Consider the following 22,772-nt stretch of genomic DNA (forward strand, 5'->3'; position numbering starts at 1 on the left):
ATAAAAAAAAGAGGTGTCTCATATTGTGAGACACCTCTTTTTGAATGTTTTTCGTTAGAAAACCGGAGCTACTGATCCCTTGTAAGTATCCTCAAGCATTTTTCTGACCGATTCTGAGGTTAACGCTTCAGAAAGCGCTTTGAACTGAGGTAATTCTTCTTCGCCTTTCCGGACTGCCACCAGATTTGCATACTTTTGGGCTGCTTCTGATTCAGCGGATTCAGCAGCAAGCACATCCGCGGTTGTTAATCCGGCTTCTAATGCATAGTTACCATTAATGACAGCAAAATCTACATCGGCTAATGAACGGGCAACTTGTGCTGCTTCTAATTCAACCACCTGGATTTTTTTCGGATTTTCTACAATGTCTTTCGCCGTTGCTTCCAGTCCTTTCCCTTCGGTGATTTTAATCAAACCGTTTGCCTGGAGAAGCAGAAGGGCACGAGCCTCATTGGTTGCATCATTTGGAACTGCAATTTTTGCACCTTCTTTAATCTCTGCCAGCGTTTTTGTCTTTCCGCCGTAAATTGCCATGGGTTCGAAGTGTGTATAAACAAGCGGAACCAATTCAGTCCAGTTTTTGTCTTCCGCAAGTCTTGCTTTATTAAAATCATCCAGATATGGGAAATGCTGGAAGAAATTCGCATCAAGACTGCCATCTTCCAACGCGGTATTCGGCTGCACATAATCTGTGAATTCGATAATTTCCAGATTAATTCCCTTTTCAGCCAGCGTGTCTTTTACAGATTTCAAAATTTCGGCATGGGGAACAGGAGAAGCGCCAATTTTTAAAGTAATCGGGTTATCTTTAGAATATGTCGCAGTTTCTTCCGGTTTGGGAGAAAATCCGGTTAGAACAAACGCACTGATAAGAACAGCGCAAACAACAAAAATTATGTTTTTCTTCATAAAATACCTCTTACTTTACGTTGATAAAATAATGATGGGATCAGAATTTTTATAATCCCCAACAACTCTGTTTATGAAACAGAGAAAATTCTCATTATGGTAAATCACTAACGAATATTTCGCTTGTCAATCCGTTTTGCACTATAGTTCCCAATAAGTTGAATCAGTTCAACGATAATCACAAGAAGAATAATCGTTACAATCATGACATCGGATTGGTACCGATAGTAGCCGTATCGAATTGCCAGATCGCCCAAACCACCTCCGCCAACTGCTCCAGCCATGGCAGAATAACCAATCAAATTGATAATCGTAATCGAAACACCTCGAATAATCGAAGGGAGACTTTCAGGTAAGAGCACTTTAAAAATAATCTGCCAGGATGTCGCGCCCATTGCCTCACCCATTTCAATCAGTCCTGAATCAACCTCAACAAGAGATTGCTCGATAATTCGAGCAACAAAGGGTGTTGCTGCAATCGTCAACGGGACGATTGTCGCGGTTGGACCGATTGTCGTACCGACAATCCACCGTGTAAAAGGAAGAACTGCAACCAGTAGAATGATGAAAGGAATTGAACGTCCGATATTGATAATTCCGCCTAATATTTCGTTCACAGTTCGATTTGGAGCTATTGAATTTGGCGCTGTCACAACAACCCAGATGCCCAAAGGGACGCCCAGTAAATAGGCAAGAAATGTCGAAATAAACGTGATGTATAACGTCTGCCAGGTTGCAATCAGCAACAAATCTTTAAACTCTGCCAGCAAATTAATGATGCCTTGGAAAAATGGGATTGATTCAGTCATGATTCCCCCTGGTTCCCATTAATAATTGACGCGTAATTTCCATGCAGGGATTTAACAACACTTGACCAATTTCTCCTTGTTCTACAATCTTTGTCTGATCAATAACAGCGACCTTGTTGCAAATTTTCTTGACGACGTCGATTTCGTGCGTAATGACCACAATGGTTACGCGCAATTTTTGGTTGATATCCCACAATAAATCCAAAATCTGGTTCGTAGTCAGCGAATCGAGAGCTGAAGTTGGCTCATCACAAAGAAGTATTTTCGGCGTGTTAGCCAGTGCTCTGGCAATTGAAACACGCTGTCTTTGACCACCGGATAATTGCGAAGGATAGTTACGGGCTTTCTCTTGAAGATTTACCAGCTCTAATAATTCATTTACCCGCTTCTGAATTTTCTCTTTGGGAACTCCGGCAACTTCCATCGGAAAACCGATATTCTCCTCAACATTTCGCTGCATCAGCAAATTTGGAGATTGAAAAATCATTCCGATTTCACGCCGCAGCTCAAGTAAATCCCTGCCAACAAGCCGAATTTTTTCATTCTGAGCGGAATTTTCGGAATTTTCAGAAATCGTATGACGAAAAACACATTGACCAGCAATGTGGATTTCGCCAAAAGTAGGTTCTTCCAGCAAATTGATACAGCGTACCAATGTACTCTTACCAGCACCGCTCATACCAATAATGCCGTATATATCTTCCGATTCTACATGAAGAGAAACATTTTCAAGAGCTGTAAATGGTGAATTTTCTGTTTTAAATACTTTTGTTAAATTTTGGATTCGAATCATTACGGTTTTCCTGATTTCACTTACCCGACTGGCTTTGTTTTTCTTTTTGATGGAGTGTTATAAAAAAAAAGCTCTTTTACTTTGAAATAAAAGAGCCTCACGATTCGATACATGAACTTCAATAATTTGAATTTGATCAGAGATACGTTAAGCTCCACCGCCCTTCCCGGCGGCTGCACATCAACATTCCGTACCCCATCGTAAACAAATGATTCATAAAGATTAGTTTAGTATTTTTTCAATTACCGGTCAAGAGAGCCGCATAAACATGTGACAAATAACCAGTCACTCGAAATTTGGAAAAAGCCTTTAAAAAAAGCAGAATTTTTCAAAACGTTAAGTGTATGTCAGTAATTCGAAATATGGAGTGACTTTTCGAATAATGAAAGGAAATTGATTGTTCTTATGGTTTACGTGAAGCGTTAAACCATAAGAACAACAATGAATTTTTTTCATAGTTCGAAGTACTGATAATATTCCGGATTATTTATCCTTTTTTCCCTGTCCATAATATGCATTTTTTCCGTGTTTGCGTAAAAAATGCTTGTCAAGAAGTTCTGACTGCATTGGAGGAAGCGCATTTCCCGAAAGAGAAAGATTGTGCCATGCCATAAACGCAACTTCTTCCATGACTACTGCATGATGCACAGCCTCCATTGGATCTTTTCCCCATGCAAAAGGTCCATGACTATGAACCAGTACACCTGGTATATCCATCGGATTCATACCCCTGAAACGTTCGATGATGACAGAACCGGTTTCTTGTTCATAGTAACCGGGATCTCCTTCAATCTCATCCCGAGTCATTCGCCGAGTGCATGGAATTTCGCCGTAAAAATAATCTGCATGCGTAGTTCCGAAAGCCGGTATTCCCCGGCCTGATTGTGCAAAAATTGTCGCCCAGCGGCTATGCGTATGAATGATTCCCCCAATTTCTGGGAATGCACGATATAAAGCCAGGTGTGTCGCTGTATCAGTAGAATAGTTCAGAGATCCTTCCACCTTTTTGCCAGTCTCAAGATCAACTACCACCATATCCTCGGGCTTCATGCTCTCATATTCAACACCGGACGGCTTTATAACCACCAGCGCTTTTTCTCGATCAATACCGGAAACATTTCCCCAGGTAAAGGTCACCAATTGATATTTCGGAAGCATCAAATTAGCTTCACAAACTGTTTTTTTCAGCGACTCAAGCATAAGCGATCATCCTATAGCGACCGAAGTTTCCATGCCAGATCCGCAAGAAACAGTTGGTTCTTTAATGTTTCAACTGTCGTCGTCTCAGAAATATGAACATATTCGATGCCCATCATCTCCGCCCAATCCTCCAGCATCTCTGCAGTACCAGCAAATGTCAATACCGTATGATGAGCACCGCCAGCAATAATCCAACAGTGTGCTCCGGTAAGAAGATCCGGCATGGCTTTCCACATGATTCGGGCAACCGGCAAATTCGGCATCTCATAAATTGGTTTTACGGCTTCCACATCCTGAACGATCAGGCGCAGTCGGCCACCCATATCAATCAATGAGGCGACAATCGCTTTTCCGCTATGCCCTTCAAAAACAAGACGAGCAGGATCATTTTTCCCGCCGATACCCAATGGATGTACTTCAATTCGTGGTTTATCGGCTGCAATGGATGGACAAACCTCCAACATATGAGCGCCTAAAGATAATTCTTTTCCAGGTTCCAGATCATAGGTGTAGTCTTCCATAAATGTTGTTCCACCAGGAAGTCCTTCAGTCATCTGTTTGACAATATGAGTCATTGCAGAAACCTTCCAGTCACCTTCTCCGCCATATCCGTAGCCCATTTCCATCAGATGCTGAGATGCCAGACCGGGGAGTTGATCCATTCCACATAAATCTTCAAACGTATTCGAATATGCGCCAGCGCCCTCACGATCCAGAATTCGCTTTATGGCAATTTCTTCTCGGGCTTGATAACGAATTGCGTCCAAATCATCGGATGCAATTTCATAATTCCTCCGGTATTCATCCATTAATTGGTCAATTTCAGATTCTGTAACACGCTTCATTTCTGAAACCAGATCACCGGTAGCCCAGGTATTGACTTGCCATCCCAGAACAATTTGCGTCTCGACTTTATCCCCTTCGGTCACTGCGACATTTCGCATGTTGTCGCCAAACCGCACTACTTTCAAGTTTTTACTGACTTTATAACCGATCGCAGATCGCATCCAGCTTCCGATTTTCTCCTGAACTTGCTGATCCTTCCAGAATCCGACGACAACCTTACGCGCCAGCCGCATCCGTGCTCCGATAAAACCATGTTCCCGATCACCGTGCGCAGCCTGGTTCAAATTCATAAAATCCATATCAATATCAAGATTCGGAATGTTTCGATTATATTGTGTGTGTAAATGCAAATATGGTTTCTGAAGCAGGGCTAATCCGTTGATCCACATCTTCGATGGAGAAAATGTATGCATCCAGGTAATTATTCCAGCACAATGATCATCATAATTCGCTTCTTTTACAATTTTCGTAATTTCTTCAGGGCTCTTGGCAGTTACTTTATAAATAACTTTAAAGGGGATCCAAGGACTGGCACTTAACACCTCAGCCATTTCAGCAGCCCGTTTTTCAATTGTTTCCAAAACTTCAGGACCGTACAGAAATTGAGACCCCACAACAAACCAAAATTCACTTTTTGACAATTCAGACATATTTCCCCTAAGCCTTCTTTACTTGTTTCTTGATTTCTTTCATGTGCTTCATTACGTTATTTTCACCACGGCCAAAGTAGTCATGTAAAATACTGTATTCTGCATAAATTTTGTCATATACAACCTTGTTTTCAGGAATTGGTGTATATATTTTTTCATCCAGTTGACCCATTGCTAATGCAGCTGAAAACACATCATCATAACCGCCGTTTTCTTTTCCTGCTGCTACTGCTGCGAAGATTGCACTGCCAAGCGCAGGTCCCTGAGAAGATCCTGCAATCCGAATCGGCAATCCGGTTACATCGGAATAAATCTGCATCATCATCGGATTCTTTTGTGCGATTCCACCAGAAGCATAGAATTCATCGACAGGTACTCCGTTTTGAACAAAGGTTTCAATGATCTTCCGCGTGCCATATGCCGTTGCTTCAATTAACGCCCGATAGATTTCTTCCGGTTTTGTCTGGAGCGTCATTCCAAGAATCATCCCGGTCAAGTCCACATCAACAAGGACGGAACGATTTCCATTCCACCAGTCCAATGCAACAAGCCCGCTCTCACCAACGGCAAGTTTTGAAGCCTTATCTGTCAAATATTCGTGAATACTTTTCTTTTCAAGTCTGGCTTCTTCAAAATATTCTGGCGGACAACAGTTTTCTACAAACCAGGCAAAATGGTCTCCGACACAACTCTGACCGGCTTCATATCCATAAAATCCAGGATAGACACCGCCTTCAACCACACCGCACATTCCTGGAACTGTATGTTCTTCATCGCCAAGCAGAATATGGCAGGTGGAAGTTCCCATGATTGCAAGGACTTTACCGGATCCGGTAATTTTCACAGCTGGAACAGTAACATGTGCGTCAACATTGGCGGCTGCAACTGCAGTGCCTTCACGCAGTCCGGTCTTTGTCGCCATTTCTGCGGTGATACCTCCGACACGGCTTCCAAGTTGGACAATGGGATAATTCAATTTGTCTTCCACATAGTTTTCCAGCAGCGGGTTTAATGATTTAAAAAATTCCTTTGATGGATATCCTTCCCGGTTATGCCAAATTCCCTTGTAACCGGCTGTGCAGGTATTTTTTGTGATCTGGCCGGATAATGCCCAGATGACCCAATCTGCAGCTTCCATGAAATGGTCAGCTGCCGCATATACTTCCGGAGCTTCATCTACAACTTGCCAGACTTTGGGAACCTGCCATTCTGAAGAAATTTTTCCGCCATATCGAGAAATCCAGTCTTCACCGCGTTCGTATGCAATTTCGTTCAGACGATTTGCCTTGTCTTGTGCTGCATGATGCTTCCACAGTTTTACATAAGCATTCGGATTGGAACGAAATTCATCTAAGAAACAAAGAGGCGTACCATCTTTTTTCACTGGCATAAAGGTACATGCTGTAAAATCGATTCCAATCCCGATGATATCCGAAGGATTTACACCACTTTTCTTCAACAACTCCGGAATTGTATGATAAAACACATCCAAATAGTCTTGTGGATGCTGCAAAGCCCAATCGACTCCCAGTTTTGTTCCATCCGGAAGTGTCGTATCCATCACAGCATGGGGATAATCAAATACGCTGTCCGCAAGTTCAATCCCGTTGGAGACATCCACCAGAATTGCCCGCCCGGAAAGTGTTCCAAAATCAACACCAATAGTATATCTTTTCATCCAATTCCTCGTATTTTTTAGTGATTTTAATTTGATAGTACTGATTCATAATACTTATTTGTTTTTAGCTTTAATCGAAGCAAATATACTTTGAAGAACAATAAAGAAAGCCAGCAATAGAGAGATGACGATTCTTGTCCACCAGGATGAAAGAGTACCCTGCGTTGTAATGAAAGATTCAATCGTTCCCTTAATCAGAACACCGAATAAAGATCCGATGACATTTCCGACACCACCCGTCAGTAAGGTACCGCCTATCACGGAAGAAGCAATAGCTTCCATTTCAAAACCGCGTGCCTGTTCAACAAATCCTGCGCACGTATTCAAACAAAACAGAATGCCTCCCAGTGAAGCAAGAAAGCCGTTGAAAATATAGGTTTTCATCTTGGTGGTTCGTACATTCAACCCCATCAACAATGCGGATTGTTCACTTCCACCAACTGCATAAATTGCTCGACCAAACTTTGTATATTTTAACATGATATAGATCAGAATCAGTACTACGAATGCGATGATCACACTTGGATAAATAAATGGCGTGATCAATTTGCCCTTTTTATTTAATGTGGCAAGAAATGGAAAATAGATTTTAAATTGGGCAATTTTGAGAAAAACCGCATTGGAAATATTAATCATTTCTGAATTAATGACCGCCGTCAAGCCTCTGCAGAAAAACATGCCAGCAAGGGTTACAATAAACGGCTGTATCTTTAAATATGCGACCAGAAAGCCTTGGACGCAGCCAAATAAAATTCCATAAACCAGTACAACAGCCATTGCAAGTCCGGCAGGTATCTTCATGAATTCCATCATGTAAGCCAGCATCATACACGTCAAACCTACAACGGAACCAACAGAAATATCAATACCCCCTGTAATCATGACCATTGTCATACCAACGGCTGTCACGATCAATCCGGCATTGTTAATAAACAAATTAAAAAACATCTGCGGTTTTGCAAAACCTTTGTCAGCAAAAATGATCATGCCGGCACCATACATAACGATAAACATCAAAATGGTGATCAGCAATAAATAAGTCTTTTCGTCAATGCGTTCTTTGAAAAATTTGATCATGATGCCGCCTCTGCTTTGATCGCATGTTTCCGTTTCAAATTTGAGAACCATTTTTTAAACTCAGAAGATTGAATTGCAACAATGATAACCACAACAATGGCTTTGTATATTGGTAACTGATCTGCAGTCACCTGCATCGCATAAAGGGATGTCGTCAATGCCTGAATTGTGATTGCACCAATGACGGATCCTGCCAAAGAGAATTTCCCGCCGCCTAAACTGTTACCGCCCAAAGCAACAGCAAGAATAGCATCCAATTCATAATTCAGCCCGATATTATTTGCATCGCAGGCTGCAATTCGGGAGCTCATAATCGAACCGGATATTCCAGAACACAAACCACAATAAATATAGGTCAGAAAAATGATCATGGACGAATTAATTCCGACAAGTCTGCCCGCTTTACTATTGATACCGACAGCCTGTATATACATTCCCAGAGCAGTATAACGCAGCATTGCCCATGTGATAAAAACGACCAGAATCGCGACAAAAACAGGTGTTGGAAACGGAACACCTGGCAGGAAACTCCCCAATAGTCGATAATCCGTCTTTTCCACGTGAATGATTTGCCCGGCACAGATTAATTGCGCAATGCCTCTGCCGGCAGTATATAGAATCAATGTTGCCACCATCGGTTGGATTTTCATCTTTGCAACAAGAAAACCGTTCCATATCCCGCATAGAACCCCGCCTAATAAACCCAGAGAAATACCGACAAGGTACGGGACCTGATAGGCTTCCTGACTAGGTCCGAGAGAATAGCATATGATTGCGGCGGAAACTGCAGCTACAGCGCCAACTGATATATCGGTTCCGGCGGAAGAAGCAACAACCACAGTCATACCAATGGCGAGAATGACCAGTTCGCTCGCTCGATTGATAATATCAATTATGAAACCATACAGCGTTCCATTCATAATGGTAATTTTGAAAAATGTCGGGGTTTTGATAACATTAAATACCAGCACCAGAATTAATGCTACAATCGGTAAAAACAGTTGAGATCGTGTGATCTTTTGTATGAATTTACTCATCTTTTTCACCTCCGGCGATCGCTGCCATTACCGCATTTTCATTCATCTGGTCTTCTGCCAACTCGCCGACCAGCTCTCCATCCCGTAAAACATACATCCTGCCAACCGTTCGAAGCATTTCATCGACTTCAGATGAAATAAACATGATGGTCATTCCCTCTTCAGCCAATTTTAGAACCAATTTTTGTATCTCTGTTTTTGTTCCAACGTCAATACCGCGTGTAGGTTCATCCAAAATTAAGAAATCCGGATGTGTCAGCAGCCAGCGAGCCAAGATTACTTTTTGCTGGTTCCCTCCGCTGAGTTGTTTGACCGGACTATCTGGATTTGCAACTTTTATTTGCAGTAATTTGATATATTTCTCTGTAAAATCTGCCTGTTCTTTTTTGTTTAAAGGTCGAAACATCCCTCTTTTTGTTTGAAGAGCGATGTTGATATTTTCACGCACGGATAAATCACTGATAATTCCTTCCGCTTTACGGTCTTCCGGTAAAAAACCCATGCCGGCTTTCATCGCATCGATTGGTGCGGTAATTTTTTTCTTTTTTCCTTTTATGGACAATTCGCCGCTGTCCGGACGATCCGCTCCATAAATAGATCGCACCATTTCGGAACGGCCGGACCCCAATAATCCGGTTAAACCGATCACTTCCCCTTCAAAAATCTCCGCATTGAAAGGTTTAATCGTCCCTCTGTGCCCGATATTTTTTGCTGTGATTAATGGTACTTCATTCGCTCTGTTGCGTCTTTCGATTCCTTCTTTTTTGATCGCTGCCAGGTCATCAAAATCTTTTCCTAACATTTTTGCGACCAATTGCACTCTTGGTAAATCTTTAATCAAGTATTCACCAACCAGTTCACCATTCCGCAAGACCGTAATCCGATCGCAAACCTGATAAACCTGTTCCAGGAAATGGGTGATGAAAATGATTCCCACTCCTTTGTCTTTTAATTGCCGCATGATTTGAAACAGTTTTTCCGTTTCCTGTTCATCCAACGAAGATGTCGGTTCATCAAAGATTAAAATCTTTGATTCGATATCCACTGCGCGTGCAATCGCCACCATTTGCTGAATGGCTACGGAATAATGTTCCAATGATTTCGTTACATCAATATGAGCGAGATTCAGATCAGCAAGCAGTTTCTTTGCACAATCATTCATTTTTTTCCAATCAATCATGCCATTCTTCTTGGGTTCTCTCCCGATAAAGATATTTTCGGCCACTGAAAGATTAGGGCATAGATTGATTTCCTGGTAGACCGTACTGATTCCGTTCTTTTGAGCCTCTTGAGGTGAATGATTGATCAAGGGTTGATCCATCCATGAGACAAGAACTTCGCCTTCCTCAAAATCCTCAACACCGGTCAGTACTTTAATTAATGTGGACTTCCCGGCGCCATTTTCTCCCATCAGTGCATGGATCTCACCGCTTCGCAACGTAAAATCAACATCAAATAATGCTCTGACACCCGGGAAATTTTTCGTGATATGTCGCATCGTCAATAACTCTTTGCTCATATTGATATTCCCCTATCTATATTTATTTTTTTTTGAAAAAAATGGCAGGTGGGCTACCACCTGCCATTTTGATCATCCTATCTTACAAATTAGTATGTACGAGTTGGAAGAATTTCTGCTGCGTTCTTGATATCAAATACACCTTCATCAACATATTGGATCTTATCAACTGTTTCGCCAGCTTCCAATTTCTTGATGATTTCAGCAACACGAGGACCATGCAGCGGGTTGCATTCAACAGTCACGTTTAATTCACCAGCAATCACCTTCTCAAATGCACGGCGGCCGGAATCGTAGGAAATCATGATGATATCTTTTCCAGGAACTTTACCAGCTGCTTTGATTGCTTCCATGGCGCCATAGCCCATGTCATCATTTTCTGCAATTACGACATCGATATCGTCATAGGATTTCAGGAAGGATTCCATAACTTCCTGACCTTTGGCCTGGGTAAATTCGCCGGTTTGCTTGGCAAGCAGATGGTATTTCGGGCGATCAGCAAGTAATTTTTCGACGCCTTCTGTACGGCCAACCTGAGCGGATGAACCGATAGTACCCTGTAATAACACGATATTGATATCTTCGTTCTCTCTGCCATTTTCTTTCAGATAGCCATCGAGCCATTCAACAGCATTGTAGCCTTCCTGAAGGAAGTTACCACCGACCCATGCAACATACAAGGAATCATCGGTAACTTTAATCTGGCGGTCAGAAAGAATCACAGGAATTCCTGCTTCTTTTGCTTCACCAAGAACAGTCTCCCATCCGGTTTCAACAATCGGTGCTAAGACGATGTAATCAACTTCCTGCTGAATGAAGTTTCGGATTGCTTTAATCTGATTTTCCTGTTTCTGTTGTGCATCATCAAAAATCAATTTAAAGCCATTTTCTTCAGTGAAAGTGGATTTGAAAGATTCTGTATTTGCTGTGCGCCAATCGGATTCAGCGCCAATTTGAGCATAACCAACAGTAATAAGATCAGCAGCGCTGACTGTCATCGCAAACAAACTCGCGAAAATCAAAACACAAACAAGCATACTTACAAACTTTTTCATTTTCCCTCCTAAGGAATCTGTATCATACGGAATATCCGCATTGAATCAATGTTATTCTTATTCTATGAGACTCAAGTTTTTTTTTCAATTGACATTCTTTTGACATTAGAAGGTTTTTTTTTTGATCTATTCATTTTGTTCGTTTTTTTCAGTATTTTTTTGTATTTCTTATTCCAGTTGAATGAAAATCTTTTATTACATGCTTTTGCACCATTTTTCTTAAAAATCTTTTTTTGAAAATATCAAAGAAAATCATTGGATGCTTTTTTCATAAAACGCAATAGCATTACAGCATCAGAATATGCTTCAATACTTCAAATCATTGATTTAATATCAGCAAATTGTAGTACGGATTATCTTTTCGAATTGCTATTACGAAATATGAAAAGCGTTTTTTGTTATAGTGTTATTTTTACGCTCCGCGTAAAAATAACACTATAACAACTTTTCCCGTTTATCTTATATGGCTTTATCAAATTTCGAATTTCTGATTTCATTTGAATTTTATTGAAAAAATCCATGCTATCATTTAGAAAATCGAACGGATCTTATTTCAGCAGCCGTTTTGATAAAATAAAAACAAATTCGTTCTATAAAGAATAATAACTATGCGATACTTAAGACAAATTGGTATTATTTTTTTGATCTGTTACATTTCAAAAATAATATCTACTGTGATCCCAGCGAAATTTCCATCCAATGTCATCAGCATGATCCTGCTATTTTTGCTTTTAATTACAAAAGCCATAAAACCTGAGTCAATTCGTGATTTTTCTGAATTCCTATTGAAAAATATGGCGTTTTTCTTTATTCCTTCAGGAGTCGCCATCATGGATGAAATTCCATTTCTTCTTAATAAAATTCATTTGATCCTTTTCATTCTTTTTATAACATTTGTATGCTCATTTTGGGTAACCGCAATCATCGTTGAAACAATGATGAAGCGAATAAAAGGATGTGAAGAGGTAGACCATGAATAACTTCGCTGCAGAGCCATTATTCGGGATCATCATCAGTATTGCCTTTTATCTGTTCGGTGTGTTTCTAAGGGAAAAAATCAAATCGGATTTCATCAATCCGCTTTTGCTGACGATAATTGGAATCGTCTTGACATTAATATTGTTTAAGATCCCCTTTGATGACTATAATCAGGGTGGACAAATTATCAATTTATTTCTTGGACCAGCAACTGCCTCAATCGCCTATTCCGTTTTTAAGCAAATCAGAATATTAAAAAAATGGGCAATTCCAATTATTGCCGGTTGTATTGGTGGATCACTCGCTTCCATCGGCAGCGTATATTTCTTATGCAGGGTCTTTGGTTTCAATGATGCTTTAACGTCATCGATAATTCCAAAATCAGTAACAACACCTATCGCAATCGAAATCAGCGCTCAATTAGGGGGAATGCCATCCATCACAGTCTCTCTGGTAATTCTCACTGGAATACTGGGGGCTTTATTTTCACCATTTCTGATCCGTTTTTTTCATATTTCAGAGAGAATTGCAGCTGGAACCGCGATTGGTGTCAGCAGTCATGGAATCGGTACATCCAAAGCTATCGAACTTGGGGAAATCGAAGGGGCTGTCAGTGGAATCGCCATGGGATTGAGCGGGTTATTCACTTCGATTTTTATTTCGCTTGTCCAGTTTTTTGGTTAATTCGGAAAATTGGTGGATCGAGTTTTCAACAACAGGCAGGTAATTCTTCAGCAATCCTGTCACTGATTCTGCAGTAATTCAAAAAAAGACTTGCTATTGCTATTCGAATCAACTAAGAAAGACTTGTAATTGTATAGTTTTAATGTTTTTCCGCAATACTCATAAAACTTCACAACTACAAAGAATCCTCCCCAAATTTCGAATCGCTGCCGATACTGAAAACCTGTTTTGTAGCTTGCCAGATCAGAATTTTTGTATCAATACAATCGGTTCGGCAATTCTTTCGCAGCATTTTCCTGATCGAAAACCCCTTCAGGGACATACTGGATTTTTTCGACTTTTTGACCGGACTCCAGTTTCTGAATAATTTCTGCCACACGCGGCCCATGCAGCGGATTGCACTCAACAGATGCATTCAGCTCACCGCGAATCATTGCTTCAAAAGCCGCGTGTACAGCATCGAACGATATGATAATAATATCTTTTCCAGGAACTTTTCCGGCTGCTTTTATCGCTTCTATAGCTCCAAAAGCCATGTTATCATTTTGGGCGATGAGAACATCAATATCAGGATAGGTCTTCAGAAAAGATTCCATCACTTCTTTTCCTTTGGATTGGATGAAATCGCCGGTCTCAATAGCGATAAGATGATAATTCGGTTTTTGCGCAATCATTTCAGCGACACCGTTTGTTCGCCCGATTTCAGCAGAAGCGCCTAACGTCCCCTGCAATTCGACAATGTTGATCGATTCATCTGCCCGTCCCATTTTTTCCAGATATTGATTGAGCCAAAGGATCGCGTTTCGGCCTTCCTGTATAAAATCTCCTCCGACCCATGTCATATATAGTGAATCATCTTCCACATTGACCATGCGATCGGATAAAATGAGCGGGATATTCGCTTCCTTCACTTCTGCAAGAACACTGTCCCAGCCCGATTCAATGATCGGAGCTAAAACGATATAATCCACTTCCTGCTGGATGAAATTTCGTAAAGCTTTTATTTGATTTTCTGATTCCTGCTGGCAATCAATAAAAATCAATTCATAACCATTCTCCTCAGTAAAAGTGGACTTGAAAGATTCTGTATTTGCAACCCGCCAATCTGATTCCGCTCCAACTTGAGCATATCCTACTTTAATCAAATCTCGATGCATGCCTTCTTCAGTTGGAATTTCTATTGACTTTCTGATATCGCTGCAACCTGAAATGAGCATCAAGATACCAAAATAAAAAAAGAATTTTCTCATTTTTTTCAACATAAATCCGCCTTACTACGCAAATCGAACCTTCCATTATCATGAATCATGTTTTGTCTGGTCAATTTTTTCCAGAGGGATACAAACGGTTACAACGGTCCCCGTTCCATATTCGCTCTGAATATTCAAACCAAATTTATTTCCATAATACAAACGGATCCGCTCCTGGACGTTTGTCAAACCGAATCCGATTTTATTGCCGGTGTTAATAGACGTCCTCAGTTTCGACAAAACATCCTCTTCCATCCCGATACCATTATCGGTTACGACAAGAATCAGATTATTCTGATCGGTTTTTGCCAATACATCAATTCGACCTTTGCCTCTCTTGTTTTTAATACCATGATATAAAGCGTTTTCGACAAGCGGCTGTAATGTTAATTTTGGTACTTTGGAATCATAAAGATCGCTTGGCACGTTTATTTCATAGTCCAAAATATCCCGATAACGTGATTGTTGTATTTCCAGATAGCTCCGAACATGAATTTCTTCTTCTTTGAGACTGATAAAATCCTCGCCACGACTTAAAGTCGTCCGGAAAAAATTGGAAAGCGAAGTGATCATTTTTACTACTTGTTCATCCTGATGATCCTCAGCCAGCCAGATAATCGTGTCAAACGTATTGTACAAAAAATGAGGATTGATCTGTGCCTGAAGCAATTTTAATTCCGTTTGGCGTAAATTGGTCTGTTCTTCTTTTACATCTTCCAGCAGACTTCCAATTTGACCCACCATTCCATCAAAAGCGACACTCAGTGTTTGGATCTCATCATCATAACTTTCAACAGATCGAACCGTAAAATCGCCGCTTCCAACCAGACGAATATTTTCAGATAATTCTTTAATCGGATGCGTAATACTGTTCGCAATTAAGATGGAAACAAACCACAAAACGCCGATAAGAATAATCGACCCCAAAGCAAATAAAAGAATTGTATTGCGGATTTCGCGATTCGTCCGCTGTTGAATCACTGCCAGTTCATTTGTTTCATAAAAGATATATTCCTGGACTTTTTCCTGGATGAGCGCTGTTAAAACGCGAATATCATATTTCAAACTGGTGTAATTTTTCTCATATCCGCTGGTGTTGTGAATATTGATAATTTTGTTTTCAAGATTCGTCAGAAAATCTTCGATATTCTGCAAGCGCTTGAGACTGTCATTTCGCGTGGTCGTCAATTTGAGCTTTTTTGTGACATCTCTTGCGTTTTTTACATCCGCCAAAGGATCCAACGTATCGAAGTTTTTACCATCGCCAATCACATATTGAAACATCTTATAATCAAGTGTTTCTTTAAAATCAAAATTAAACTGACTGGCAGTCACAAGATTCTGCACGATCAGATTATATTGATTGGTTGATCGGATCAGGATAGCCAGCATGACAACAATCATGAAAACCATCGTCATCATGATTAATGTCATCAGCGAATTCAATTTTACGCTTAATGAAGAATGCTGAACCTTTTCAAAAAAGCGAGTATGTCTCATCCGTTTTCCGTTTTACCCGCCCGATATTCTTTCGGTGTACAACCCTGAAGTTTCTTAAATATATAACTGAAATAATGCGGATCCTTGTAACCGATCGCATATCCGATTTCTGAACTTTTTAGACTGGAACAACGCAGCAGTTCTTTTGCCTTCTCCATTCTGACTTCAGTCAGATATTCAATAAAAGTCACACCCTTTTCCTGACTGAAAATCGTGCTGAAATGGGTGGGACTGACGTTAACAGCCTGTGAGACCATATTCAATGACAAATCTTCAGAATTATAATGATCTCGAATAAAATTTTCTGCCTCTTGGAGCAGCGTTCGATATTTTTGTTTTGCAGATTGATCACGCAGCAAGAGTGTGCCATCAATAATTTTTTTAATATTTGCTTTGGTTGTTTCAAGCGAAGATAAGTCAGCAGTAATCTGATCCAAATCACCGCATTTATCAATCAACGCTTTCTTTCCGATACCGATTTCTTCCAAAAAGGAAGCGGCGTTGATATGGATATCCATCGCGATATATTGCCTGAACATCAGCGAATTGATATGCTCTCTTCCAACACTCTCAAAATAATCATCCACAAAATGCGCGACATTCTCTCGTAATCCGCTCTTGAAAAATCGTTCGATGATCGTTTTGTCAATCTTTGCCGTGTCAAGGGTTTTCAGGCTTAATCCTGCATTCTGTGCAATGGGAGCTTTTGCAATATCATCATAAAAAACAACCTGATTCTTACCAATAATATAACGATATGCAAATGCCCTGCAGGCTTCATCAAAAGATTTCCGAATTTGTTGCAGACGTTGCACCGGCATACCGGAGCCAATGTAATAATCCAAATTTTTTTCTGCTTTAAACAATGTTTCCAGTTCCTGGATGCATCTTCGCGTAACCGCCGATGCGGGTTCATGTTCGCTTCCTTTTACCAGAATCGCCCATCCTTCCAAAGACCGGCTGAATAGAACCATATGATTTCTGATTGCAAAGCTTTTTTGAATCCGCTCCTCCATTTGAATTATTAATTCGGAGTATTGTTCGCTTATCTCCTCTTCATCTTGATAACATTTGAACAATATGATGTTATAGCTTTGTGCGCTCAGTTCAATATCAAGTTTTTTGGCTTTCTGCAATAATTCAGTAACCGATAGAGAATTATCCACAAGCTGCGTAAAAAAATTACGTCTTTGAAATTCTTCATTTTCCTGCATTTCCAATTTATACTGACGGCTCAAGTTCTGCAGGTTTCTTTCATCTTCGACCTTCTTTTTGATGAGAAGCATCGTTTCAAGGATTTTCGAGCTTGTTATCGGTTTTAATAAATAATCAGTTACGCCAATGCTGATTGCATCTTTGGCATATTGAAATTCGTCATATCCGCTGAGGATGACTATTTTTATCCAGGGCATTTCCTGTTTAACCAGGCGGCTCAGTTCCAAACCGTCCATAAAGGGCATCTTGATATCAGTAATCAGAATGTCCGGTTTTAAATTTTGAATCATCGGGTAAGCAAGCTCGCCATCACTGGCTTCCCCAATAAATTCAAAATCGTGCTCCGCCCAATTGACTTTATTTTTAATTCCCTGACGCACAACAATTTCATCTTCCACTAAAAAGACTTTTAGCACGTAGTCCTCATTTCATTTACCGGCAATTCAAGATTTAGAAACATCATTTGAAAAAATTGAGAAAATCCGTTATTGTATCGATTTTCTGCACCGCACAATACTTAAAAATCCTTCCCCAATTTCGAATCGCTGGTTGTTCGCGCGAATTCAAGAAGTTTTGTAGATATTATTGTAACGGCTTTTTCAAATCTTTTGCCGAAACAGCAATCACCAATCCGAAATACAGGAGAGAATTCTTTGGTAATTTTAAATCGCTTTTCTATAATTCGAGAAATAAATTTTCTGTTCGGATAAAGAGAAAAAATTTGTTTTTGTGATCCATTTTCACAAAAGACAAACGCATCACAACAACAAAGAATCTTCCCCATAATTAAAATAGCAGATCGCTTATCGGTATGAATTCAACGATATAATTTTCATGTTGATAAGCAGCAATTCGAAATTTGATAAAGCCTTATAAGAAAAAAAAGGAAGCCTTTATCAGTGATGTTTTTGCACAGATCGCAAAAACATCACTGATACAAATAATCCTTTTTATGTATCGAATCGCTGATTCGTAAGAGAGAAGGTATATCGTTTTCCTCTCAATCAAATTCAATGCGCAGTGAATGTATTTTTAGATTTTGACAAGGATAATACCTGGAAAAAATGAACTTTTTTAATATTGGATTCTCAGAATTAATGGTCGTTCTCGTAATCATGCTGATTTTTCTGGGTCCGCATCGCATGACTTCCGCAGCCTATCGCTTTGCAAGATTTCTTAGGAAAATCATGCGATCTGATACGTGGCGTAATTTTTTCGATATCTATAAAGAAATTAAACAATATCCTTCGCAAATTATGCAGGAAGTCAACATGGAAGAAATCAAAAAGGAGCTAAGAGATATTCAACAAAAAACAGACAATGAAATTCAAAAAATCAATCAGGAAATAAACCCGCAAAAGATCAATTTACAAGAAACTGAACAATCACGAGAAACCAACGCGGAATCACAACAAGAACAATCGGCAGCGCATATTGATCCGGAGAAAATTCATGAGCAATGAAGAAAATGAATCTTTGTCTGCAAAAGAATTCCTGAGTGCGATGAGCGAACATATTTATGAGCTCAGGAATCGCATGATCATCGCGATCATCGCCCTGATTTTCGGGACAGTGCTTTGTTTGTTTTTCTCGGAGAAATTATTTGAGATTATTTGTATCCCCATCGGAGGTATTGATAAACTGCGATCAATCGAAATCACCGAAAATGTCAGTGCGGTTTTCCGTATTGCGCTTCTGGGCGGTGTAATTCTGTCATTTCCGGTAATCTTATATGAGATTTTTGCTTTCATCCTGCCAGCATTAAAAGCCAATGAAAAACGTCTATTGTTTTCATTTCTTCCTTCAGCCATTTTCCTCTTCCTGTGCGGAATCAGCTTTGCATATTTTCTGCTGCTGCCGACTGCCATTCCATTTTTAACGACATTTATGGGAATTGAAACCGAAGTTCGTCCTGCAAATTACATTTCATTTGTAACCAGCATGATTTTTTGGGTGGGGGTCGTCTTTGAATTGCCCATCATGGTTTATATACCTGCCCGCATCGGATGGATCACTGCGAAACAACTGTTGCGGAATTGGAGATATGCGGTCGTAATTTGCGCAATCCTCGCAATGCTGATCACTCCGACAGTCGATCCGGTAAACATGACAATCCTGATGATTCCGCTGATCGCCTTATTCTTTATCAGCATTCTGTTCGCACAAATCGCTGAAAAAAAGCGAAAACAGGTAAGACCCGCTGCATAGTATCCAAAATAATAAAAAAAATCTGAATTGCCATCGCAAACTTTCTTGACTTTGGCTCTTTCGTCATTAAATCGCGATAATCTTCCATGATTCAGGCATATTCATTTCCCTGGCTATTTTGTATGTGTAAACTACTCATCTGCTTTTTTCTCTGTCAGATTCAATTCAATCGCAATATATCATTATTATATATACAATAGCCAAAATAAAAGTTGCTTTTTTTCTCTCTTTTATTCGTAAATGTCACCTTTTAATGATTTTTATCTGCCAAAGTCGGAAAAAAATCCTGAATTAACTTTTTTGTGTTGATTTTTTTATATTAAAATATTTTTTTTAGTATCCTGTGGGTGTAGGTTCAATATATGGAGTTCCTGTAAGTGTTTCAGTCGGGGTTTCTGTTGGTGTTCCCGTTGGAGTTTCCGTCGGAGTTCCGGATGGTTGTTCCGTCGGAGTTTCCGTCGGAGTTCCGGATGGTTGTTCCGTCGGAGTTTCTGTCGGGATGTTCGTTGCAGACGGAGTAGTTGCAGTCAGCGTCACAGATGTTTGAGCATGAGCGGGAATAACTCCGGCTCTGACAATTGGTTTAATCCATTTCTCTGGCAAGAAGGCTGAAGCAGTGATGCTGCCAGTTGCGGCTAATACTAACTTGAATACATTGCGACGTGAAATCATTTTTCCCATTCATCGATCCCTTCATCAAATAATAGTTATTTTCAGTATCTCAAAGAGTAAACCATTAATTTGTAATTTTAACCAGTATCTCGAAAAAAAAGAATCACTTTATAAGCGATCCTGATTTTCGATCGTATTACCTGAGCGCAATAAATGTAAAAATTTTCATGTATGCTTCTTCTCTGTGTGGATCACGCGAAGAATATTCTCATAGATTTGATTAAAAGAGGAATATGTAAATAGATATCCTTGAACTTTATTCATTAATCGAGTGGTTTCAGAAAAACCATATCCTTCCAAATTTCTTGCATTTACAAGGTTTTGCATCAGATGAAAACTGGTCTCAGCAGCCGTTAAGGAAGACCACTGAACAGATGAATCATATTGATATTGAGGGAATAGAATAACTTTAAGAGTATCTTTCCTGATCTGCGATTCACCGGAGTAATTTCCGGGAACAGCTATCAAATCGGAAAACTGACAGGAGATATGATACTTTTCTTCAATACGATCGACATCCAAAAATGGTTGAATGACAGGAAGTGATGCTTTTTTTAGATGAAGCGGACGATGAAACGATTGAACAACTTTTTTCCCGAACGGGAAAAAAACTAACTCGTCCGTTAAATACTTACACCCCATCTGCTTGACTAACCAGCTTATCAAGGTTGTTTTCCCTGATCCGCATTTACCGGGAATTAAAATACAATTCTCCTGGTATTGAACTGCACCTGCATGAAATAATAGGCCATTGTTGCACCGGTCTGCGAAATACCAGCATAACTGACTCAAGAATTTTTCAGCCAGATATCCGGAGTCGGTTCCTTTCCATATTAATTCATCGTTCTGGAATAATGAAAAATTTCCGGAATTGTTCGCGCTTAGAAAAAAAGATACACTGGATTGCGTAGTTTCATTACCTCTATCTGCATCCGGGGGAATGATAAAATCACAAATCCTGCGCGCAATAAGCCCATCGCATTCAATCACAGCACGGCTTCCTGCAAACACAACTTCTCTGGTGCAGAGGCTGCTCATATGAATTGGATCACATCCCGCTCAAGGAATCGTTGCATAGTCTCAATTACATCTGTTCGAATTTCAGATGCAGCCTCAGGATAGGTCTCAATCAACAAATCAATCATGTCCTGTGTGGTTAATATTCCATTCATCAGGCTCCAAATTAAGGCAGCGGATTGATTCAGATACATGATTTCCAAATTTTCTGTATTGAACAGAACAAATTCCTTATCGATCTTTTCGATTATAAAGTTACTTCTGGCTTGTGGCTTTCCGCATAAATTCATCTGTCTTCCTTTTTTCCATTTTTTTGAGTTGGTTTCAATTCATATTGGAGATATTTACTTAACCATGAGGAATTCGCAAAAAATGGCCAAAATTTTTTCTGATCCGCAACTGAATTCGTTCCCGTGATTCAGCAAATAAATCGGTTATATGATTCTGCCAGTATGGATAAATAGAGGTTTGACCATTTTTTCCATAATGCAGATAAAGCCACCAATCCGAAGGGAATAATGTCCTCTTGAGTGTTTTTAAAAATCCTCTGCGCCGGAATTCTGAAATAGGAATCATCGGCCAACCGAATGATTCACTTCCAGCATGATGATAGCGACAGGATGTATCAAATCCCAATTTTGAAATCAAATTTTCGGATAGGGGGACAAAACCATTTAATACAGATAATGAGTTAATGACAATCGAAAAATCTCTTCGAATTACATCCCAGTTAATTTGTTCTTTAAATTTTTCTGCATAATTGAGAATATCGCTGATCCAAAGATAATTCAAAGGCTGGAAGCTGCGATGATCATAAAAAGCATGCCAGCAAAGATGGAAAAGCATTTCCTCATGGAAAAGATACGAAACCGGACATCGATCAAACAACATAAACTGCTGCGTCGGATACTGCAGATCATCCAATGTCAACCACGGATGTGACGATGTATCCTGACATAAAAATTGATGAATTTCAACATTAACCGGGAAACCGTCTTGTTTAATTTGTAAAGTCGGCAGATGAGCACAGGAGTGATAAGAATTGGCATTGGTTACACAAGAAAAGCCCATTTCTTTCATGATAGCTGAAACCTTCGCGGTCATGGATTGAGAAATGAGCACATCTAAATCAGCCATTGGCCGATCAGATAGATTCGGATACAAGACATTCGCCAAAGCAGCACCTTTCAAAGCGATGGACTGAATTGAATTCTCCTGAAAAGCCATAGTAATCTTTTCCAGGACGCGCATTTTTGCCTCATTTGAAAGATAATGCCGTTTGACGATTATTTGACACATCAATTCCGCTTCCGCAGGTAAGGAAATATCAAATTCTTTTATTTTTCCATACAATAAAGAGGTAAAACCAAACTTTTCAGCATAGCAAATAATCTCCATCCAATCATGGATAGTATCTGTTAGATATCGGATTTCATTGTTTTGTGTTTTACAGACAGGAATACAACAACCAAATAACTTCACCATCGCTTCATAATTCATAAATTCAATGTCCAATCGATGAGTAAATGGTTTTCAGAAAAAAAAGCTTGATGTCTTAATAAAAATCAATTCTAAATATTGACTTGTATTCCGATTCTATCAAGAAAACTTGTTCTTGTGTTGTTATTCGCCAAGCACAAAATCGTTCCACAACGAATAATGTTTTCTTTATAAT

The 22,772-nt window shown here is 39.8% G+C and carries 21 protein-coding genes; 4 read left to right on the forward strand and 17 right to left on the reverse strand.

The annotated features are described in order from the left end of the window. Nucleotides 1–54: 54 nt before the first annotated feature. The 10 genes from ATC1_RS13930 to ATC1_RS13975 all read right to left on the reverse strand — a co-directional run bounded on the left by ATC1_RS13930 (nt 55) and on the right by ATC1_RS13975 (nt 11,555). A complete protein-coding gene (locus ATC1_RS13930; protein WP_062283612.1) occupies nt 55–909 on the reverse strand; it encodes a MetQ/NlpA family ABC transporter substrate-binding protein in 855 nt (284 codons plus the stop codon). A gap of 107 nt (nt 910–1,016) precedes the next feature. Then, entirely contained in the window at nt 1,017–1,718 is a 702-nt protein-coding gene (locus tag ATC1_RS13935; protein ID WP_062283615.1) for a methionine ABC transporter permease, read from the reverse strand. Next, on the reverse strand, nt 1,711–2,511 hold the full coding sequence (locus ATC1_RS13940) for a methionine ABC transporter ATP-binding protein (protein WP_062283618.1): 801 nt from the start codon (nt 2,509–2,511) through the stop codon (nt 1,711–1,713). Before ATC1_RS13940 ends, ATC1_RS13935 begins: the two co-directional genes overlap by 8 nt. A gap of 483 nt (nt 2,512–2,994) precedes the next feature. Beyond that, entirely contained in the window at nt 2,995–3,711 is a 717-nt protein-coding gene (locus ATC1_RS13945; protein ID WP_062283621.1) for an L-ribulose-5-phosphate 4-epimerase, read from the reverse strand. Between the two features lie 11 nt (nt 3,712–3,722). Next, nucleotides 3,723–5,207 carry an L-arabinose isomerase gene (gene araA / locus ATC1_RS13950; protein ID WP_062283625.1) on the reverse strand — a complete coding sequence of 495 codons (1,485 nt, stop codon included), beginning with the start codon at nt 5,205–5,207 and terminating at the stop codon, nt 3,723–3,725. Between the two features lie 7 nt (nt 5,208–5,214). After that, entirely contained in the window at nt 5,215–6,885 is a 1,671-nt protein-coding gene (gene araB, locus ATC1_RS13955) for a ribulokinase (protein WP_062283643.1), read from the reverse strand. A 54-nt stretch (nt 6,886–6,939) separates the two neighbouring features. Next, nucleotides 6,940–7,962 (reverse strand): ABC transporter permease subunit, encoded by a 1,023-nt coding sequence (locus ATC1_RS13960; RefSeq protein ID WP_062284185.1) that lies wholly within the window; start codon nt 7,960–7,962, stop codon nt 6,940–6,942. Continuing rightward, nucleotides 7,959–8,999 carry an ABC transporter permease gene (locus ATC1_RS13965; protein WP_062283646.1) on the reverse strand — a complete coding sequence of 347 codons (1,041 nt, stop codon included), beginning with the start codon at nt 8,997–8,999 and terminating at the stop codon, nt 7,959–7,961. The genes ATC1_RS13960 and ATC1_RS13965 overlap by 4 nt, the downstream gene beginning before the upstream one ends. Continuing rightward, nucleotides 8,992–10,518: a sugar ABC transporter ATP-binding protein gene (locus ATC1_RS13970; protein ID WP_062283649.1), complete on the reverse strand. Its 1,527-nt coding sequence runs from the start codon at nt 10,516–10,518 to the stop codon at nt 8,992–8,994. Before ATC1_RS13970 ends, ATC1_RS13965 begins: the two co-directional genes overlap by 8 nt. An 89-nt stretch (nt 10,519–10,607) precedes the next feature. Beyond that, on the reverse strand, nt 10,608–11,555 hold the full coding sequence (locus ATC1_RS13975; RefSeq protein ID WP_407920574.1) for an ABC transporter substrate-binding protein: 948 nt from the start codon (nt 11,553–11,555) through the stop codon (nt 10,608–10,610). A gap of 626 nt (nt 11,556–12,181) precedes the next feature. On the opposite strand from ATC1_RS13975, the gene ATC1_RS13985 reads away from it, so the two are divergent. Beyond that, nucleotides 12,182–12,553, forward strand: a complete 372-nt coding sequence (locus ATC1_RS13985) for a CidA/LrgA family protein (RefSeq protein ID WP_062283658.1) — start codon at nt 12,182–12,184, stop codon at nt 12,551–12,553. Next, a complete protein-coding gene (locus ATC1_RS13990) occupies nt 12,546–13,235 on the forward strand; it encodes an LrgB family protein (protein WP_062283661.1) in 690 nt (229 codons plus the stop codon). Before ATC1_RS13985 ends, ATC1_RS13990 begins: the two co-directional genes overlap by 8 nt. A 257-nt stretch (nt 13,236–13,492) precedes the next feature. Here ATC1_RS13990 and ATC1_RS13995 read toward each other — a convergent pair whose 3' ends face one another. The 3 genes from ATC1_RS13995 to ATC1_RS14005 are packed head-to-tail and all read right to left on the reverse strand — an operon-like array spanning nt 13,493 to nt 17,616. Next, on the reverse strand, nt 13,493–14,497 hold the full coding sequence (locus tag ATC1_RS13995; protein WP_062283664.1) for an ABC transporter substrate-binding protein: 1,005 nt from the start codon (nt 14,495–14,497) through the stop codon (nt 13,493–13,495). 36 nt (nt 14,498–14,533) lie between these two features. Beyond that, nucleotides 14,534–15,985, reverse strand: a complete 1,452-nt coding sequence (locus tag ATC1_RS14000; protein ID WP_062283667.1) for a sensor histidine kinase — start codon at nt 15,983–15,985, stop codon at nt 14,534–14,536. Beyond that, nucleotides 15,982–17,616, reverse strand: coding sequence for a response regulator (locus ATC1_RS14005; protein ID WP_062283670.1), 1,635 nt, complete (start codon nt 17,614–17,616; stop codon nt 15,982–15,984). The genes ATC1_RS14000 and ATC1_RS14005 overlap by 4 nt, the downstream gene beginning before the upstream one ends. A 648-nt stretch (nt 17,617–18,264) precedes the next feature. On the opposite strand from ATC1_RS14005, the gene ATC1_RS14015 reads away from it, so the two are divergent. Continuing rightward, nucleotides 18,265–18,663 carry a Sec-independent protein translocase family protein gene (locus ATC1_RS14015; RefSeq protein ID WP_062283692.1) on the forward strand — a complete coding sequence of 133 codons (399 nt, stop codon included), beginning with the start codon at nt 18,265–18,267 and terminating at the stop codon, nt 18,661–18,663. Continuing rightward, nucleotides 18,653–19,408: a twin-arginine translocase subunit TatC gene (gene tatC / locus ATC1_RS14020; protein ID WP_062283694.1), complete on the forward strand. Its 756-nt coding sequence runs from the start codon at nt 18,653–18,655 to the stop codon at nt 19,406–19,408. The genes ATC1_RS14015 and tatC overlap by 11 nt, the downstream gene beginning before the upstream one ends. Before the next feature lie 333 nt (nt 19,409–19,741). Here the strand turns inward: tatC and ATC1_RS14770 are convergent, their stop codons facing one another. The 4 genes from ATC1_RS14770 to ATC1_RS14040 all read right to left on the reverse strand — a co-directional run bounded on the left by ATC1_RS14770 (nt 19,742) and on the right by ATC1_RS14040 (nt 22,597). Then, a complete protein-coding gene (locus ATC1_RS14770) occupies nt 19,742–20,089 on the reverse strand; it encodes a hypothetical protein (RefSeq protein ID WP_062283697.1) in 348 nt (115 codons plus the stop codon). Nucleotides 20,090–20,245: 156 nt separating this feature from the next. Further along, nucleotides 20,246–21,118 (reverse strand): hypothetical protein, encoded by an 873-nt coding sequence (locus ATC1_RS14030; RefSeq protein ID WP_062283699.1) that lies wholly within the window; start codon nt 21,116–21,118, stop codon nt 20,246–20,248. Next, the gene (locus ATC1_RS14035) at nt 21,115–21,387 is read right to left on the reverse strand and encodes a PqqD family protein (RefSeq protein ID WP_062283702.1); all 273 of its coding nucleotides are present in this window, start codon (nt 21,385–21,387) and stop codon (nt 21,115–21,117) included. The genes ATC1_RS14030 and ATC1_RS14035 overlap by 4 nt, the downstream gene beginning before the upstream one ends. Before the next feature lie 58 nt (nt 21,388–21,445). Next, nucleotides 21,446–22,597 carry a nucleotidyltransferase family protein gene (locus ATC1_RS14040; RefSeq protein ID WP_062283704.1) on the reverse strand — a complete coding sequence of 384 codons (1,152 nt, stop codon included), beginning with the start codon at nt 22,595–22,597 and terminating at the stop codon, nt 21,446–21,448. Nucleotides 22,598–22,772: the final 175 nt, after the last annotated feature.

It is taken from the genome of Flexilinea flocculi (assembly GCF_001192795.1).
Classification (GTDB): Bacteria; Chloroflexota; Anaerolineae; order Anaerolineales; family Anaerolineaceae; genus Flexilinea; species Flexilinea flocculi.

Bases quoted from the DNA above. Each gene is read 5' to 3' on its own strand.
- ATC1_RS13930 (WP_062283612.1), bottom strand. From the start codon at position 909: ATGAAGAAAAACATAATTTTTGTTGTTTGCGCTGTTCTTATCAGTGCG.
- ATC1_RS13935 (WP_062283615.1), bottom strand. From the start codon at position 1,718: ATGACTGAATCAATCCCATTTTTCCAAGGCATCATTAATTTGCTGGCA.
- ATC1_RS13940 (WP_062283618.1), bottom strand. From the start codon at position 2,511: ATGATTCGAATCCAAAATTTAACAAAAGTATTTAAAACAGAAAATTCA.
- ATC1_RS13945 (WP_062283621.1), bottom strand. From the start codon at position 3,711: ATGCTTGAGTCGCTGAAAAAAACAGTTTGTGAAGCTAATTTGATGCTT.
- araA (WP_062283625.1), bottom strand. From the start codon at position 5,207: ATGTCTGAATTGTCAAAAAGTGAATTTTGGTTTGTTGTGGGGTCTCAA.
- araB (WP_062283643.1), bottom strand. From the start codon at position 6,885: ATGAAAAGATATACTATTGGTGTTGATTTTGGAACACTTTCCGGGCGG.
- ATC1_RS13960 (WP_062284185.1), bottom strand. From the start codon at position 7,962: ATGATCAAATTTTTCAAAGAACGCATTGACGAAAAGACTTATTTATTG.
- ATC1_RS13965 (WP_062283646.1), bottom strand. From the start codon at position 8,999: ATGAGTAAATTCATACAAAAGATCACACGATCTCAACTGTTTTTACCG.
- ATC1_RS13970 (WP_062283649.1), bottom strand. From the start codon at position 10,518: ATGAGCAAAGAGTTATTGACGATGCGACATATCACGAAAAATTTCCCG.
- ATC1_RS13975 (WP_407920574.1), bottom strand. From the start codon at position 11,555: ATGCTTGTTTGTGTTTTGATTTTCGCGAGTTTGTTTGCGATGACAGTC.
- ATC1_RS13985 (WP_062283658.1), top strand. From the start codon at position 12,182: ATGCGATACTTAAGACAAATTGGTATTATTTTTTTGATCTGTTACATT.
- ATC1_RS13990 (WP_062283661.1), top strand. From the start codon at position 12,546: ATGAATAACTTCGCTGCAGAGCCATTATTCGGGATCATCATCAGTATT.
- ATC1_RS13995 (WP_062283664.1), bottom strand. From the start codon at position 14,497: ATGTTGAAAAAAATGAGAAAATTCTTTTTTTATTTTGGTATCTTGATG.
- ATC1_RS14000 (WP_062283667.1), bottom strand. From the start codon at position 15,985: ATGAGACATACTCGCTTTTTTGAAAAGGTTCAGCATTCTTCATTAAGC.
- ATC1_RS14015 (WP_062283692.1), top strand. From the start codon at position 18,265: ATGAACTTTTTTAATATTGGATTCTCAGAATTAATGGTCGTTCTCGTA.
- tatC (WP_062283694.1), top strand. From the start codon at position 18,653: ATGAGCAATGAAGAAAATGAATCTTTGTCTGCAAAAGAATTCCTGAGT.
- ATC1_RS14770 (WP_062283697.1), bottom strand. From the start codon at position 20,089: ATGGGAAAAATGATTTCACGTCGCAATGTATTCAAGTTAGTATTAGCC.
- ATC1_RS14030 (WP_062283699.1), bottom strand. From the start codon at position 21,118: ATGAGCAGCCTCTGCACCAGAGAAGTTGTGTTTGCAGGAAGCCGTGCT.
- ATC1_RS14035 (WP_062283702.1), bottom strand. From the start codon at position 21,387: ATGAATTTATGCGGAAAGCCACAAGCCAGAAGTAACTTTATAATCGAA.
- ATC1_RS14040 (WP_062283704.1), bottom strand. From the start codon at position 22,597: ATGAATTATGAAGCGATGGTGAAGTTATTTGGTTGTTGTATTCCTGTC.